15 protein-coding genes are annotated in these 15,486 nt (G+C 46.2%); 11 read left to right on the top strand and 4 right to left on the bottom strand.

The features are described 5' to 3' along the window. Positions 1-118: 118 nt before the first annotated feature. The 7 genes from glnK (at position 119) to O4M77_RS13450 (ending at position 6,258) form a co-directional block, all read left to right on the top strand. Positions 119-457: a P-II family nitrogen regulator gene (gene glnK / locus O4M77_RS13480; protein WP_004650081.1), complete on the top strand. Its 339-nt coding sequence runs from the start codon at positions 119-121 to the stop codon at positions 455-457. A 60-nt stretch (positions 458-517) separates the two neighbouring features. Continuing rightward, positions 518-1,933: an ammonium transporter gene (locus O4M77_RS13475; protein ID WP_159123952.1), complete on the top strand. Its 1,416-nt coding sequence runs from the start codon at positions 518-520 to the stop codon at positions 1,931-1,933. 139 nt (positions 1,934-2,072) lie between these two features. After that, a complete protein-coding gene (gene nrdR, locus O4M77_RS13470) occupies positions 2,073-2,540 on the top strand; it encodes a transcriptional regulator NrdR (RefSeq protein WP_004787309.1) in 468 nt (155 codons plus the stop codon). Between the two features lie 2 nt (positions 2,541-2,542). Then, on the top strand, positions 2,543-3,631 hold the full coding sequence (gene ribD / locus O4M77_RS13465) for a bifunctional diaminohydroxyphosphoribosylaminopyrimidine deaminase/5-amino-6-(5-phosphoribosylamino)uracil reductase RibD (protein ID WP_323713575.1): 1,089 nt from the start codon (positions 2,543-2,545) through the stop codon (positions 3,629-3,631). Continuing rightward, positions 3,628-4,920, top strand: a complete 1,293-nt coding sequence (locus O4M77_RS13460) for a DNA adenine methylase (protein ID WP_034703433.1) — start codon at positions 3,628-3,630, stop codon at positions 4,918-4,920. The genes ribD and O4M77_RS13460 overlap by 4 nt, the downstream gene beginning before the upstream one ends. Positions 4,921-4,943: 23 nt before the next feature. Further along, positions 4,944-5,603 carry a riboflavin synthase gene (locus O4M77_RS13455; RefSeq protein WP_166136489.1) on the top strand — a complete coding sequence of 220 codons (660 nt, stop codon included), beginning with the start codon at positions 4,944-4,946 and terminating at the stop codon, positions 5,601-5,603. Between the two features lie 109 nt (positions 5,604-5,712). Next, complete coding sequence (locus O4M77_RS13450) at positions 5,713-6,258, top strand: VTT domain-containing protein (RefSeq protein WP_004787301.1); 546 nt, start codon at positions 5,713-5,715, stop codon at positions 6,256-6,258. Positions 6,259-6,361: 103 nt separating this feature from the next. Here O4M77_RS13450 and O4M77_RS13445 read toward each other — a convergent pair whose 3' ends face one another. Genes O4M77_RS13445 through O4M77_RS13435 form a run of 3 tightly spaced genes read right to left on the bottom strand, consistent with a single transcriptional unit; the run spans position 6,362 to position 8,851 of the window. Continuing rightward, positions 6,362-6,976 (bottom strand): hypothetical protein, encoded by a 615-nt coding sequence (locus O4M77_RS13445; protein WP_159123955.1) that lies wholly within the window; start codon positions 6,974-6,976, stop codon positions 6,362-6,364. Positions 6,977-7,002: 26 nt separating this feature from the next. Next, positions 7,003-7,410, bottom strand: a complete 408-nt coding sequence (locus tag O4M77_RS13440) for a DNA polymerase III subunit chi (protein ID WP_323713574.1) — start codon at positions 7,408-7,410, stop codon at positions 7,003-7,005. Continuing rightward, on the bottom strand, positions 7,403-8,851 hold the full coding sequence (locus O4M77_RS13435) for a leucyl aminopeptidase (protein WP_323713573.1): 1,449 nt from the start codon (positions 8,849-8,851) through the stop codon (positions 7,403-7,405). The genes O4M77_RS13440 and O4M77_RS13435 overlap by 8 nt, the downstream gene beginning before the upstream one ends. Before the next feature lie 156 nt (positions 8,852-9,007). Here O4M77_RS13435 and lptF point away from each other — a divergent pair, with 156 nt between their 5' ends. From lptF to O4M77_RS13415, 4 genes are all read left to right on the top strand, one after another. Continuing rightward, positions 9,008-10,108, top strand: coding sequence for an LPS export ABC transporter permease LptF (gene lptF, locus O4M77_RS13430; protein ID WP_323713572.1), 1,101 nt, complete (start codon positions 9,008-9,010; stop codon positions 10,106-10,108). A gap of 2 nt (positions 10,109-10,110) precedes the next feature. Then, positions 10,111-11,181 carry an LPS export ABC transporter permease LptG gene (gene lptG / locus O4M77_RS13425; protein WP_323713571.1) on the top strand — a complete coding sequence of 357 codons (1,071 nt, stop codon included), beginning with the start codon at positions 10,111-10,113 and terminating at the stop codon, positions 11,179-11,181. Positions 11,182-11,305: 124 nt separating this feature from the next. After that, positions 11,306-12,853: a 2,3-bisphosphoglycerate-independent phosphoglycerate mutase gene (gene gpmI / locus O4M77_RS13420; protein WP_323713570.1), complete on the top strand. Its 1,548-nt coding sequence runs from the start codon at positions 11,306-11,308 to the stop codon at positions 12,851-12,853. A gap of 23 nt (positions 12,854-12,876) precedes the next feature. Next, complete coding sequence (locus O4M77_RS13415; RefSeq protein ID WP_034703419.1) at positions 12,877-14,049, top strand: S41 family peptidase; 1,173 nt, start codon at positions 12,877-12,879, stop codon at positions 14,047-14,049. Here O4M77_RS13415 and O4M77_RS13410 read toward each other — a convergent pair whose 3' ends face one another. After that, entirely contained in the window at positions 14,050-15,471 is a 1,422-nt protein-coding gene (locus tag O4M77_RS13410) for a sigma-54-dependent transcriptional regulator (RefSeq protein WP_373684718.1), read from the bottom strand. Between the last annotated feature and the right edge of the window lie 15 nt (positions 15,472-15,486).

Here is a 15,486-nt window from a genome sequence, read left to right as displayed (position 1 = left end):
AAAATGAAAGAGCAAGAAACATCATGCCGGGCTTTCTAATTTCCCCCGACCTTAGGAATCTTGGCATGAAATTTGAACATAAAACCTTACTGGTGAAATAAGCCGAAGGAAAACAAACATGAAGCTCGTAACTGCAATTGTAAAACCTTTCAAATTGGATGATGTGCGTGAAGCATTATCTGAAATTGGTGTTCAAGGCATCACTGTGACTGAAGTCAAAGGCTTTGGTCGTCAAAAAGGCCATACTGAACTTTATCGTGGTGCTGAATACGTTGTAGATTTCCTACCGAAAGTCAAAATTGAAATCGCAATCAGCGACGAAATGGTTGATTCGGTAATTGAATCAATTACTCGTGTTGCAAGCACTGGAAAAATCGGTGACGGAAAAATTTTCGTAACTAACTTAGAACAAGTCATCCGTATTCGTACCGGTGAAACAGGTGCAGACGCTGTTTAATTTGGCACGAAGTTTGCTGAGTACCTAATAACTCACAAAAAACATGGTTGGGGGATACGAATGAAAAAAATGCTAATGGCGTTCGGCTTGTCCAGCGCTCTTTTAGGTGGTTCTGTTGCGTGGGCTGAAGAGGCCGTAACAGCACCAACACCTACTGAAGAAGTCGCACTCGTTGCAGAGACTGGCGATACTTCACTTACAACAACAGACACAACTACAGCAGAGATTGCTGAAGTGGCGCCAGCGGAACCAGCAGCGCCTGCAGAAGAAGAAGCTACTCTCGATACTGGCGATACAGCCTGGATTCTCACTTCAACAGCTCTTGTATTACTGATGACCATTCCAGGTTTAGCCCTGTTCTATGGCGGTATGGTCCGTAAGAAAAATGTGCTGGCAACAATGGCACACAGCTTTGTTGCTGCAGCCGTAGTCAGTATTGCCTGGGTCGTGATTGGCTATACATTGGCCTTTGGTGAAGGAAATGCCTTTATCGGCAGTCTGGACAAGCTCATGCTGGCTGGAATAACCACCGATGCGCTTTCAGGCACGATTCCTGAAATCCTGTTCGTGATCTTCCAAATGACGTTTGCCATCATTACGGTTGCCATCATCAGCGGTTCAATTGCGGAACGTATGAAGTTTGGTGCTTTTGTGGCATTCATTGCACTTTGGGTGATTCTGGTGTATGCACCAATTACTCACTGGGTCTGGGGCGGCGGCTGGTTAGGCAACGACGGTGCGCTTGACTTTGCTGGTGGTACAGTCGTTCACATCAACTCAGGTGTAGCGGGTCTGGTTGCAGCCTACATGCTTGGTAAACGTATGGGTCTTGGCCGTGAATCAATGGCGCCACATAACCTGACTTTAACTGTAGTCGGTGCAAGCTTACTTTGGGTAGGCTGGTTCGGCTTCAACGGTGGTTCAGCATTGGGTGCAAATGGTTCTGCAGGTTATGCGCTGATCGTAACTCAAGTTGCAGCAGCGGCAGCAGCGATCTCTTGGTTAATTACTGAAAAAGTAGTACGTGGTAAAGCATCTGTATTAGGTGGGGCTTCTGGTGCGGTAGCAGGTCTGGTGGTAATTACTCCAGCAGCTGGTTTTGTCACTGTCGGTGGTGCGCTGGCAATGGGTCTGATCGGTGGTGTGGTATGTTTCTGGGGTATTACTGCTCTGAAACGTACACTGAAAGCTGATGATTCTCTGGATGCCTTTGGCCTGCACGGTGTGGGTGGTATCGTTGGTGCGATTCTGACAGCATTCTTCGCAAGCGAATTCATCATGGGTGATGCTGCTCCAGCAAATGTAATGAGCCAACTTTGGGTTCAAGTTGAAGGTGTACTTGCAACCATCGCTTACTCTGCAGTATTAACTTTCGTGATTCTTAAAGTGATTGATCTGATCATCGGTATCCGTGTTTCTTCTGATGATGAACGCATGGGTCTGGACTTGAGTCAACATGGCGAACGCGTAGAATAATCTGCTAAAACAATAATCAATATATTGTGTAAAACAGCCCATCTGGGCTGTTTTTTTTCTATATATTGCGTAAAACTCTACAAAGTTTAGAATTTTTGCTACACTCGGAAATCATCAGGATTTGTTCAATTAAACCGCTATGCATTGCCCATTTTGCAATACACCAGACAGTAAAGTGATTGATTCACGCCTGGCCGCTGAAGGTTGCCAGATTCGCCGCCGTCGTGAATGCGTCAGTTGTAATGAACGCTTTACCACCTTTGAAAGTTATGAAGTGGTGATGCCGCGTGTCATCAAATCTGATGGCAAGAATGAACCCTTTGATGAAGCCAAATTACGCCGTTCCCTGATGCATGCCTTGCAGAAACGTCCTGTGACGCAAGAACAGATTGAAACGGTGCTCAGTGATATCCAGTTGCAGATTCGCCGTCTGGGTGAGCGTGATGTGAAATCACGTACTATTGGTGAAATTGTCATGCAATCTCTATTCGCACTTGATCATGTGGCTTATGTCCGTTTTGCTTCGGTGTATCAGGATTTCCAGGATGTCGAAGCCTTTCGTCGTCAGATTGAACAGATGCAGCAACGTGGTGAGTTTCAAGAATAAGCATGACTGAACTCACTCAAGATCAAATCTGGATGCGCCGTGCCATCGAACTGGCACGTCAGGGGCAGTACTCCACTAAACCGAATCCGAATGTCGGCTGTATCATTGTCAAAGATGGCGTAGTCGTGGGTGAAGGTTTCCATCCTAAAGCCGGTCAGCCTCATGCGGAAGTCTTTGCCATGCGTCAGGCGGGAGAGCAGGCATGCGGTGCAACTGCGTATGTGACGCTGGAACCTTGTGCGCATTATGGTCGTACACCGCCGTGTGCCAAAGGATTGGTTGAAGCAGGTGTGGCTAAAGTGATTGTTGCCTGTCCTGATCCAAATCCACTGGTTGCTGGTAAAGGTGTGCAGATTCTGAAAGATGCTGGTATCAACGTTGAAGTCGGCATTTGTGAAGATGAAGCGCATCTGCTGAATGATGGCTTTCTAAAAGCGATGGCGACTGGGATGCCTTATGTGCGTTTGAAAATTGCATCAAGCTTAGATGGCCGTACGGCTATGGCATCCGGTGAATCGAAATGGATTACCGGTCCTGAAGCCCGTCAGGATGTCCAGCACTGGCGTGCCATTTCTGGCGCAGTGATTACCGGGATTGAAACTGTATTGGCTGATGACTGTCAGCTCAATGTCCGTAGCCTGAAAGGTATGAATGACATCAGCACGGTAGTTCAGCCCAAACGGATTATTCTGGATCGCCAAGGCCGTTTGCCACTGAATGCCAAAATTTTGGAAAATCCAGAAACGGTAATGGTGATGGGGCCTTATCGTCAGGAGCTGGCTGATCTGGGTGTGATCCAACTCGAAATTCAGCCTTTAAAAGAATTATTACAGCAACTGGTTCAGCAGCATCAGATATATGATGTGCTGGTGGAAGCAGGTGCGACTTTATCTACTGCATTTTTACAGGCAGGGCTGGTGGATGAACTCATCAGTTATGTTGCACCGACTTTATTGGGGCAAACTGCGCGTAGTATGTTCAATGCAGAATTCAGCCGAATGGCAGAACAACTTCGATTCAAGTTGCAGGACGTGACCCGTTTGGGTGATGACGTGCGCTTCAGGTTAATTCCCTCTCAAGAGACACTATGAATTCAGAGTCTACGGTTTACCACAAACGTCGCCATGCGGCACGTACCACAGATGAATATCTTTTCCATCAGTTGGTTCCTTATTTGGGGAACAAACGCCGTTTACTACATTTAATTCTGGAAGCACTTGAGAGCACGGGAACCTTAAAACGCGAAGATGGCCGTGCGCCGATATTTGCCGATTTTTTTGCAGGTTCCGGGGTGGTTTCACGTCTGGCCCGTCAGAATGGCTATCGGGTGATTGCCAATGACTGGGAACCCTATAGTCATGCACTCAATCATGCAGTTTTAGCTTGTACTGAAGCACCTGCCTTTAAAGAGCTCGGTGGCTATCAGAAAGCGATTGATTATCTGAACCGTTTGCCTGAAGTTAAAGGCTGGGTGACACATAACCTGTGTCCGCGTAATGATGAGATTTATGATCCGACCCGAGACCGTTTGTTCTTCAAACGCCGTAACGGCATGCGTATCGATGCCATCCGTCAGCAGATTGCGACCTGGCAGGCTCAAGGTGCGATTGATGACGTGGAAATGAGTGCTTTGCTGGCACCGCTGCTCTATTCAGCCAGTTTTGTCAGCAATACCTCAGGTGTATTTAAAAGTTTCCATCATGGTTGGGGCGGTAAAACCCAGACTGCACTAGAACGCATTGAATCACTACTTTGGTTAACGCCAAGCCGTTTCTGTGAAGATGCTAAGCATCAAGGACCTGCCGCAGAAATGTGGTGTGTGGATGCCCAACACTTAGCCAATCAGATGAGTGGTTTTGAAGTCGATGTGGCTTATCTGGATCCACCGTATAACCAGCATGCCTATAGTAGTAACTATCATGTACTCAATGCTTTAACGCTGTGGGATCAGGTGGATTTACCGACTCCAGACACTAAAGGCTTCAAGAGCGGGATTGACCGTGCATGGCGTAAAGAACGTCCAAGTCAGTACAACTCATCCAAGCATGCCAAAGAAGCCTATGAAACTTTGTTGGCGACCATTAATGCGCGTTTTATCCTGACCAGTTATTCAACCGATGGTAATATCAGTGCCACAGATTTGCTGCAGGCCAACCTGAAACGTGGCCGTGTAACCTTGCTCACTCAGGATGTGCCACGTTATCGTGTCAGTAAGCAGCGCCAGTCTGAACGTGCACGCGTATTGGAATTTATTGTAATTACCGACACGCATGCCAAGTCAGGTCCACCAATTCGTCAGTTACTGAGCCAGTTGCATCATTATGCTGAGCTGGGCGGTGTGGATACGACCGGCGTGAGCACCCAATTGGCCTTGTGGTAAGCGCAGAGAAAAAGGAAATAAAGATGTTTACAGGTATTATTGAAAGTCTGGGCAAGGTCGAGAGCTTGCAAAGCGTTGGCGGTGATGTACGCTTACGCATCCAGACGGATCTGGATATGTCCGATGTACATCTGGGTGACTCGATTGCCACCAATGGCATCTGTCTGACCGTAATTGACTGGGGTGAGAACTGGTATGCTGCAGACGTATCACGTGAAAGCCTGGACCGGACTACACTGGCTAACTGGAAAGTCGGCCAACCTGTAAATGTCGAAAAGGCAATGCTGCCAACTACACGCTTTGGCGGACATATTGTCTCTGGTCATGTCGATGCGGTTGGTGAAATTACAGTAGTACGTTCCGATGCCCGTTCCATTTATTTTGAAGTGACTGCACCAAAAGAAATTGCCAAATATTTGGCAGAGAAGGGCTCTATAACAGTAGATGGTATCAGCCTGACCATTAACCACTTGCGTGGTAACATCCTTAGTCTGAATCTGATTCCACATACAGCCGAACGTACCAATATTAGTACCTGGAAGTTAGGCACTAAAGTCAATCTGGAAGTGGATGTACTGGCGCGTTATATCGAGCGTTTATTGCTTGGTGACAAGGCCGCAGAAACTACAGAACAGTCTAAAATCAGCATGGAATTCTTAGCCGAAAATGGCTTTTTGAAATAAATCCGCTGAGCAATTACCAGACAGTCTAATTGAAAAATTAGACTGTTTTTTTATTTTTCGGGATAATACGTAGCTCAACTCGCGATTTTAGCCCCAGTGGACAGGTCGAATGCTCGATTTTTTACTTCATCTTGAACAGTCTTTACCTCTATTGCTGGAGCAGTATGGGGTGTGGATCTATGCAATTTTGTTCCTGGTGATTTTTGCGGAAACAGGTTCGCCATTTTTTTTCTTTTTGCCCGGTGACAGTCTGTTGATTGCCGTCGGTGCGCTGTGTTCCAGCTCCGATCTGATTACCTTACACTCCATGGGTTTATTGCTGCTGATTGCTTCGATTCTGGGTTATACCGTGAATTATTATTCAGGCAGGGTGCTCGGATTAAAATATTTCAATGAGCATTCACGGTTTTTCAAACCCGAATATATGGTCAAAACCAATCATTATTTTATGAAACATGGCGGCAAGACGATCTTAATTGCGCGTTTTATTCCCTTTGTACGTTCCTTCGGTCCTTTTGCGGCAGGTTCTGGCCATATGAGCTTTGCAACTTTCAGTTTTTATAATGTGACTGGGGGAATTCTCTGGATTAGCACTCTGCTAGGGGCTGGCTATCTGCTTGGCAATACCGCATTTTTACTGGCTGACTTGTTTTAATTTTAAAGCAGATTTTATAGTTTGATGGAATAAACTAACCAAGACAGGGGATGGATTAGGCTGAAAAATAAAAAGAATCTTTTCAGCCAACTGACGATCAACTTTACTCAGCCAGATCAGAATTTTTCAGAATATAGTCAATTTCTTCTTTGGCTGCAGCGCGTAATTTCTCACGCAGTGCATTGACGGTTTGTTCAATCACAGTTTCTGCTTCGAGTTCCAGACGTAACCGTAAGCTTTCCAGCTCAGATAAAATCTGGGTATCGTCGATATTTAGGCGACCTTTGGCAAAGTCGAGCACCTGATCCGGATTTTTCTGATAACGTGCGGCATAATCCTGAACCTCAGTATCTAGCATATGACGCATTTCAGCCAGCTTCCGGGTCTGCTCGGCAAATTTTCGCTCTTCATCACGGCGTAGCTGTTCGGCATAGGCTTGCTCTTCAGCACGTTTTTCGGCTAAGGCTTTTTCGAGTGCCCGTTGTCTGCGAATACGTGCTTCTTCAATCAGTTCGGCCTTGCGCTGTGCATACGCTGCTTCAATTTTACGCTCAGACTCTTTCTGTAACTGCTGGTCGCGAACGAGCCATTCTTCTACAGCAGTTTCAGGCTTAAGTACTTCACAGATGCGCGAGAGGTCATCGATAAAGGTCTGACGTACAGCCTCAGGCGTGTTTAACCAGCGCTGTTTAAAATCTGGACCTACATTTAATGCCACTTGCATCTCCTTGTTCACGTGATTACTTAGAGCTTAAAGGTATTTGGCTGAATGCCAAAGCGACGATATTGTTTATATTTCTCACGTCCCAGCTGTTTAGCCGGTTCATTGTTTTCAATAATCTCAATAATGTGACTAAATTTCGCATCAGGTTCAAGTGCTTCCGGATTAAAATTAAAAATAATCCAGCCAGGCTGCTCTGGTAATTGAGCCGATATACAAACGGTCGCATCTGGCTGATCGATTCCATGCGGAATAAAGCTGGCAGGATCAAAGTTCCATAGCTTTTCATCCAGTTCCTGCTGTAAGGCAGGATCGGCACACAGCAGCCAGATACGCTCTGGCTGACGCAAAATTTTACGGCATAAACGACAAGTGCTGTCCACTTGTCGTTCAGGGCTTTTTTTAAATAAATAAAAGCTGACCTTAGCCATGCTTTTGGACGCGATTAGCCAGGAATTGCATTAATAGAGGTACTGGACGGCCAGTTGCGCCTTTATTTGGACCTGAATTCCATGCAGTACCTGCAATATCCAAGTGAGCCCAGCGATAGTCACGTGTAAAACGTTGCAGGAAGCATGCGGCTGTTACAGAACCAGCTTTAGGGCCACCAATATTGGCAATATCAGCAAATGGTGAATCCAGTTGTTCCTGATAGTCGTCCAGTACTGGCATGCGCCATACACGGTCAAATGCATTTTGGCCGGCGGTTTCAAGCTCTGCAGCCAGCTCATTGTCTGGCGTAAACATACCGGTCAAGACTGAACCTAAGGCCACTACACAAGCACCGGTTAGAGTTGCAATATCAATCACCAGGGCAGGGTTGAAGCGTTTCACATAAGTTAGCGCATCACAGAGTACCAGACGGCCTTCAGCATCAGTATTTAAAATTTCAACAGTTTGACCACTCATGGTGGTTACGATGTCACCTGGACGGGTGGCTTTGCCCGATGGCATATTTTCCGCTGCAGCAATCGCACCTACCACATGAATTGGTAAACGAGATTCGCATAGTGCACGAAGCGTGCCCAGAACTGAAGCTGCACCGCACATATCGTATTTCATTTCATCCATGCCAGCGCCTGGTTTTAATGAAATACCGCCGGTATCAAAAGTAATGCCTTTACCCAGTAATACAACTGGTGCTTCTTCACGATGAGCCAGATATTCAATTGTAATAATACGGCCTGGACGGTCTGAACCTTTGCTAACTGCAAGGAAGGCACCCATACCAAGGTCAGCCATTTGCTGTTCATTAAGTACAGTTACTTTAAGCAGGTCCGGATATTGAGCCGCCAGCGCTTGCGCCTGTTCTGCCAGATATTCTGGGAAACAAATATTGCCAGGACGATTACCCAGATCACGCGCCAGATTCTGACCAGTCTGAATGGCCTGAATCAATTGCAACTGTTCAGCTGTTAGCGGAGTTTCGGCAGCGATGAAATCAATCTGCTGCAGAATAAATTCGTTCTTTTTTGACTTGTATTCGTCATAGCCGTAGCTGGCTTGAGTTAAAGCCAATGCAAACAGATAGTGCAATTCTTGTGGAAGTTGTGTCAGATCAACAGAAATCTGTTTGAATTTTTTTTGAGAGGCTTTAATAATGGCCTGGGCAATTTTCGCCAGTTTTCCCGCTTGTAATTCGGCAGTCTTGCCGAGGCCGATCAGGGTGGCATGCTGAGACTGGCTGACCTGTCCAATCAGGCTTAAACTTTCTGCTAGACCGGCCTTGAATTGGGAGGCTTCAATTAATGTATCTAGGCTGTTGATTTGGTATGTTGATGCAGCGCTCTGAATCTGTTCTGAGTCGACTAAAATCAACAAAGATTGACTTGATCCATTCTCTGGGAATGACGTATTAATTGTAAGGTTCATATCTTGTTTTCACGCCTGTTTAGATTTGCAAATCATTCAAGCATTGAAACATTTATCCGAATAGATTTTCAATGGGCAGAGCCACCTAGGTTTTATATTTTTGCTATTCGGGTAAACTAGCACTCGTTTTATGGAGCTCATTTTGGAAGAACTAATTTGATTATTCGGCGTTATCTGGTCAAGCAAGTGGTATCGACCTCCTTGGTGGTGATTGTCTTACTGACCCTTATCATGATGGGCGGTCGTTTGATCAAGTATTTTGGTGTGGCCGCACAGGGGCGTCTGGATGCTGGAATCCTGTTCAGCATCATTGGTTATCGTTTGCCTGAATTCCTGACCTTGATTCTTCCACTTGGGTTCTTTATTGGCTTAATGCTGGTCTTTGGTCGTCTCTATGTTGATCATGAGATGGCGGTCTTAAATAGTAGCGGAATTAGCCGGCATCAGCTGGCACGTCTTTTGATTCCGATGACTTTGGTCTATCTCCTTGCACAAGGCTTTCTCATGTTGTGGGCTTCACCGTGGGGGATTCGACAGTTCGAAGCCTTGACCAGTGAGCAGGCAGTACGAACCGGCTTTGATCTGGTTCGGCCCAAAGAATTTATCTCTTCCGGACCTTATACCATTTATGCCGGAGATCTATCCGAAGATCGCAAAAACCTGAAAGATATCTTCTTCTATCAGCGTGCGGAAAAAGAAGGCAAGCCAGATGTGATGATTCTGGCGCAGGAAGCGACCCGAATTGAAATGCCGAATGATGCGGCCAATGTGGTCGATCTCGTCAATGGCCGCCGCTATGAAATTTATCCAGGCACGCCGCAATATACCCAGGCTGAATTTGAAAGCTATCGTTTACGGATCGAAAGTGATAAAGAAGCAGAACTGGCCAGTGATGAAGTCGAGGCCTTGCCGACCGGACAGCTTTGGAAAAACCGTCAGGATCCGGTGGTAGCCAGTGAGCTTGGCTGGCGTGTCTTTGTACCATTTGCCATTGTAATTGCCCTGATTTTGTCTGTAGCTCTGTCTGAAGTGAGCCCACGTCAAGGTCGCTATCTCAAATTATTCCCGGCACTGATGATCTTTGCCAGCCTGATCGTCGCCCTGATGGCGATCAAAACCCGGGTCAGCAAGGCGGAAATGGGCATTTGGGCTTATCCATTGGTCCTGATCATATATGCCATAGCCGGTGCATTGTTCTCACGTAAACAGAATTTGGCGCCAAAAATTAAAAAACGGATTCAGCGAGTGAGGTCTTAACAATGTTAGCACGTCGTATAGTTGCCAAACATGTGACCGGAACCACCGCGCTGGCGATGCTTGGGGCAACCGCTGTTCTTTCAGGTCTGCAGGTCTTATTTACGTATTTAGGTGAATTGGGTTCCCTGAAAGAAGGCTATGGTGCCTGGGATGCCTTGAAATATGTACTCTGGGGGGCACCGAATTATCTTTATGAAATCCTGCCAATTTCGGCACTGATTGGCGCGGTACTCGGTTTAGGTACATTGGCTTCCAATAGTGAACTGATCATAATGCGTTCAGTCGGAGTCAGTCTGTGGCGGATTGTCGGCTGGGTGATCCGTTCAGCATTGCTATTGGTCGTATTATCGTTTGCCCTGAGCGAGTGGGTGATTCCATATACCAATGAACAGGCCAAAGCAGTCAAAAGCTATAACAAGCCAGTCAAAATTGGTGAAGTGAAAGGTTACTGGACGCGTGAGGGTAATCACTTTATCTATATTGATTATGCCAACGCCAAGGGCCAGCTGAAAAATGTACAGATGCTGGACTTTGATGACAATTACCGACTGCGGGGTACTCTGGATGCCAAGCAGGGTGAATTCGTCAAAGATGGGGCTTGGAAACTAGATAGCACAGAACAGTTTGATATTTTACAAAACGGCAATGCGACACTGGTACAGCATGATGAGCAACCACTGGCTTTGGCCTTGCAGCCGAAATATGTGCATATGGTGACGATTGATCCGGAAGATTTATCGCCAAGCCAGCTGGTGAGCTTTATGAGCTATATGCATGAATATAGTCAGGTACCTAAAACCTATCAGCTGGCTTTCTGGCAGAAAGTCGGTTCGCCATTTGCCCTGATTGCGCTGGTAGTGATTGCCTGTTCATTTATCTTTGGGCCATTGCGTCAGCAATCGATGGGCTTCCGTTTGGTGATTGCGTTATTCGCAGGGTTAGGCTTCTTCTATCTGCAGGATTTTCTCGGTTATGCCAGTCTGGTCTATGCGCCGTCACCGGCATGGTTTGTATTTATTCCTATTTTGCTGATGTTTGCTATTGGCGGCTACTTGCTCCATCGGGCCCGCTAAACTACAGGAAAATAGAAGAAATCAATCGCAACAAGAGGCTTAAACCATCGTCTGGTCATGGCCTCTTTTTGCAAAATTCGGTAAACTAGAGCGATTAATTCGTAGACGAAAAGAGTATTTCATTATGACGGATGCAACTGCTGGCAAAATCCCTCACGTTTTGGTGATTATGGATGGTGTGGGTCATCGCGAAGCGGTCGAAGACAATGCGTTTTTAGCGGCTAAACGACCAAATTTAACTGCTATGCAGGAAAAGCATCCGCATGGTTTGATCTCAGGTTCAGGTGAAGATGTCGGCCTGCCTGATGGTCAGATGGGGAACTCTGAAGTCGGTCATATGAATCTTGGTGCTGGCCGTGTGCTGTATCAGGACTTTACCCGTATTACCAAAGATATCCGTACTGGGGCTTTCTTCGAACATGAAGTGCTGGTAGATGCGGTTGAGAAAGCCAAAGCAGCAAATGGCGCAGTCCACATTATGGGTCTGTTGTCTGAAGGCGGTGTGCACTCACACGAAGATCATATCGTGGCGATGGCTGAATTGGCTCTAAAACGCGGTGCTCAGGTTTATCTGCATGCGTTCCTCGATGGCCGTGATACACCACCAAAAAGTGCGCAACCCTCTTTAGAAAAACTGGATGCATTATTTGCTCAATATCCGGGCCAGGGTCGTATTGTCAGCATGATCGGTCGTTATTTTGCCATGGATCGTGACAACCGTTGGGATCGTGTAGAGCAAGCGTATCGTCTGCTGACTGAAGGTGAAGCAGTGCGTACTGCAGCTAGTGCAGTTGAAGGTCTGGAACAGGCTTATGCTGCAGAGGAATCAGACGAATTCGTAAAAGCGACTCGCATTGGCGACACTGTGAAGATTCAGGATGGCGACAGCGTCGTATTCATGAACTTCCGTGCTGACCGTGCCCGTGAATTGACTCGTGCCTTTGTTGAAAAAGATTTTGCCGGTTTTGAACGTAAGGTTGTACCGAATCTGGCGAAATTCGTGATGTTGACCCGTTATCAGGCGACCATTGATGCACCTGTGGCATATATGCCAGAAGCGCTGGTAAATTCTTTAGGTGAGTATCTGTCGAACCTAGGTAAAACTCAGCTACGTATTGCAGAAACTGAGAAATATGCGCATGTAACGTTCTTCTTTAGCGGTGGCCGTGAAGATGAGTATCCAGGTGAAAAACGTATCCTGATCCCATCTCCAAATGTTACGACTTATGACCTGAAACCGGAAATGAGTGCCTATGAAGTCACTGATGAACTGGTGGCAGCGATCAATTCAGGCGAGTTTGACCTACTGGTTGTGAACTATGCCAATGGTGATATGGTCGGTCATACAGGTGTATTTGATGCAGCAGTGAAAGCCGTTGAAGCTGTGGATACTTGCCTGGGCCGTGTTTATGAAGCTGTGATGGCGAAAAAAGGTCATATGATTATTACTGCAGACCATGGTAATGTGGAGCAGATGCAGGATTATCAGAGCGGTCAAGTGCATACCCAGCATACCACTGAACTGGTTCCATTTATCTATGTGGGTCCAAGCTCTGCAACAATCGCAGAAGGTGGCGTATTGGCTGATGTCGCACCAACCCTGCTGAACTTGATGCAAATTCCGGTACCAGCTGAAATGCAGGGTCGCAATCTTATTGAGCTGCACGCTTAATCTTTTATAAAACAGGTATAAGAATGATAAAAACACATGGCAAGTCTGTAGTCTTATCCTGCTTACTGATGTGTTTGAGTCATTCCGCCTGGAGTGCTGTTTCGACCGAGATGGCACTCGATGAACTGGAAATGGATGAACAGGTCTATAATGAAATTCCTGTTACATCCATCCAGGAATTTGTTCAGATTTATGGCATCGTCAAAGATAATTATATTCAAGACAAAAATGACGATGTGCTTTTCCAGCAAGCCATTCAAGGTTTGGTGAGCGGCCTGGACCGCTATTCCCGCTATTTATCTCCTGAAGACTATAAACAGCTGCGTGAATATACTGAAGGTGATCTGGCCAGTATTGATTTTGATCTGCATTTTAATCCACAGCTAAAACAATGGATGGTACAAGGCCTAAGTCCGGATGCTGACTCTGCCAAACAAGGCCTTCGCAATGGTGTCACAGTTTATAAGATTGATGATCAGGTCTTGAGTGCGCTGAAACGTGAGCAGGTGCGAGATTTATTGACTGGTGCCATTGGCTCTACTTTAACGCTTCAGCTTTCTGCGCAAAGTGTACCGATTACACTGGTCCGCAATACCAAAGTGGATACCGAGATTAAATCGACTTTACACAGTAATCAGGTTCTGGTGCTGCAGGTCAAAGTTTTCCAGCAAGATACTGCTAATGAAATCAAGCGAATTATTGAAAGTTATTCAACCAATCGCCTGAAAGCAGTGCTGTTTGACTTACGTAATAATCCGGGTGGTTTATTGTCTGCGGCTGTTGAATCAGCAGATTTGTTCCTGAATCAGGGCATTATTGTCTCGACCAAGAGCCGTTCTGAAGGTAATCAGCAATTTCAGGCACTTCCAGGAATTGAATTTCAAAATCTGAAAGTCGGGATTCTAATCAATAACCGTTCGGCTTCCGCTGCAGAAGTATTTACTGCTGCTCTGAAAGAACATAATCGTGCCTGGGTGGTAGGGGAAAAGAGCTATGGCAAAGGGGTAGTGCAGAAACTGTTTCCTTTGAGCAATGGCTCTGCTTTGCAGATGACTGTATCGCAATACTTTAGCCCGAGCGGCAATATGATTGAAGGACAGGGGATTCAGCCACATTTCACCTATCCTCTCGGTCAGGATGCGCGTGAGGAGAGCTATCTGGATCACGTCACAGACTTGCTGCTCCTGCAGAAATAATTATTCCTCTTCTTCGGTATCCAGTCCGAATTTTTTCAGACGATAACGTAAAGAGCGAAACGACATACCGAGTTTTTTGGCGGCCAATGTACGATTCCAATGCGTCAGATTCAAAGCATTCAGCAGAATTTCTTTTTCAATCTTTTCTAAATACAGTTCCAGACCTTCCTCGGGGAGTTTCTTGGGAATAATGATCTGATCCGTAGATGAGGTCGGCTCTGCCAGATTTGCCGTTTCTGATAAGACAGGTGCCAGATGACGCAGTGGAGCAGTTTGCAGATGCTGAAGATCAATCTTGTCTTCATCACTCAAAGTAATTGCGCGTTCAATAATATTACGCAGTTCGCGTACATTGCCCGGATAGTATTGCTCCAGTAAAAATTCCTTGCTCCGTTCCGTCAGTTTTTTCGCAGGAATCTCCCATTCCTGGCAGATCTTTTGAATAAAATGCTCAGCGAGGAGCAGAATATCCTGGCCGCGCTCACGCAGGGGTGGTAAGACCAGATCCATCACATGAATACGAAAGAACAAGTCCTGACGGAATTTGCCTTGTTGTACCAATGCATCGAGATCCTGATGGCTGGCACTGATGACACGGAAATCGACATCAATTTCAGTGTCAGAACCGACTGGACGAATGCGTTTTTCCTGGACGGCACGTAACAGTTTGACCTGCATAGATAGCGGTAATTCAGCAATCTCATCTAAGAACAAACTGCCTCCATGGGCAGACTGAATCAGTCCCTGCTTGTCCTGAGTCGCACCCGTAAAGCTGCCTTTCTTATGGCCAAACAGTTCACTTTCCATCAGTTCAGTCGGAATTGCACCGCAGTTAATTGCGATAAAAGGCCCTTCATTGCGATTGCTGAGACGATGAACCAGATTGGCCACCACTTCCTTCCCGGTACCTGATTCGCCAGTAATAAATACGGGTGCCTGAGAGCGGGCAATTTTTTTCAAGGTGACACGTAATTGCTGAATAGGCAGGGATTGTCCAATTAGCAGCTTATGCTCTAATGAGTCATTGGAATTATTCTGATAATAGTCTACTGGTTTATTTAGCGCTTTTTGCAGCAGTTGTTCCAGATGCTTTTGATTAATCGGTTTGCTGACAAAGTCAAATGCACCTGCCTTGAGTGCAGCAATGGCAATTTCCATATTACCATAGGCCGTTAGAACAGCTACCGGAAGGTGAGGGGAATGCTGGTTAATCCAGTCCAGTAATTGCAGACCATTGCCATCAGGAAGATTTAGATCTGTCAGACAGGCATCATATTGATGATCCCTAAGACATTTTTTTGCATCTTCCAGACGATGGGCAATATGCGTACGGATTCCCATGCGCATCAATGACATTTGCATGAGGGTACATAGATCTTCCTCATCATCCACCAATAAAACCAGTGGTTGTTGTTCCACAATATTTCCCCTTATTCC

It is taken from the genome of Acinetobacter sp. YWS30-1 (genome assembly GCF_033558715.1).
Taxonomy (GTDB): Bacteria; Pseudomonadota; Gammaproteobacteria; order Pseudomonadales; family Moraxellaceae; genus Acinetobacter.
The sequence above is the reverse complement of the archived record's forward strand: the minus strand, read 5'-3'. Positions and strand labels throughout refer to the sequence as shown.

Bases quoted from the DNA above. Each gene is read 5' to 3' on its own strand.
- ribD (WP_323713575.1), top strand. From the start codon at position 2,543: ATGACTGAACTCACTCAAGATCAAATCTGGATGCGCCGTGCCATCGAA.
- lptG (WP_323713571.1), top strand. From the start codon at position 10,111: ATGTTAGCACGTCGTATAGTTGCCAAACATGTGACCGGAACCACCGCG.
- O4M77_RS13435 (WP_323713573.1), bottom strand. From the start codon at position 8,851: ATGAACCTTACAATTAATACGTCATTCCCAGAGAATGGATCAAGTCAA.
- glnK (WP_004650081.1), top strand. From the start codon at position 119: ATGAAGCTCGTAACTGCAATTGTAAAACCTTTCAAATTGGATGATGTG.
- gpmI (WP_323713570.1), top strand. From the start codon at position 11,306: ATGACGGATGCAACTGCTGGCAAAATCCCTCACGTTTTGGTGATTATG.
- nrdR (WP_004787309.1), top strand. From the start codon at position 2,073: ATGCATTGCCCATTTTGCAATACACCAGACAGTAAAGTGATTGATTCA.
- O4M77_RS13455 (WP_166136489.1), top strand. From the start codon at position 4,944: ATGTTTACAGGTATTATTGAAAGTCTGGGCAAGGTCGAGAGCTTGCAA.
- O4M77_RS13440 (WP_323713574.1), bottom strand. From the start codon at position 7,410: ATGGCTAAGGTCAGCTTTTATTTATTTAAAAAAAGCCCTGAACGACAA.
- O4M77_RS13475 (WP_159123952.1), top strand. From the start codon at position 518: ATGAAAAAAATGCTAATGGCGTTCGGCTTGTCCAGCGCTCTTTTAGGT.
- O4M77_RS13460 (WP_034703433.1), top strand. From the start codon at position 3,628: ATGAATTCAGAGTCTACGGTTTACCACAAACGTCGCCATGCGGCACGT.
- O4M77_RS13450 (WP_004787301.1), top strand. From the start codon at position 5,713: ATGCTCGATTTTTTACTTCATCTTGAACAGTCTTTACCTCTATTGCTG.
- O4M77_RS13415 (WP_034703419.1), top strand. From the start codon at position 12,877: ATGATAAAAACACATGGCAAGTCTGTAGTCTTATCCTGCTTACTGATG.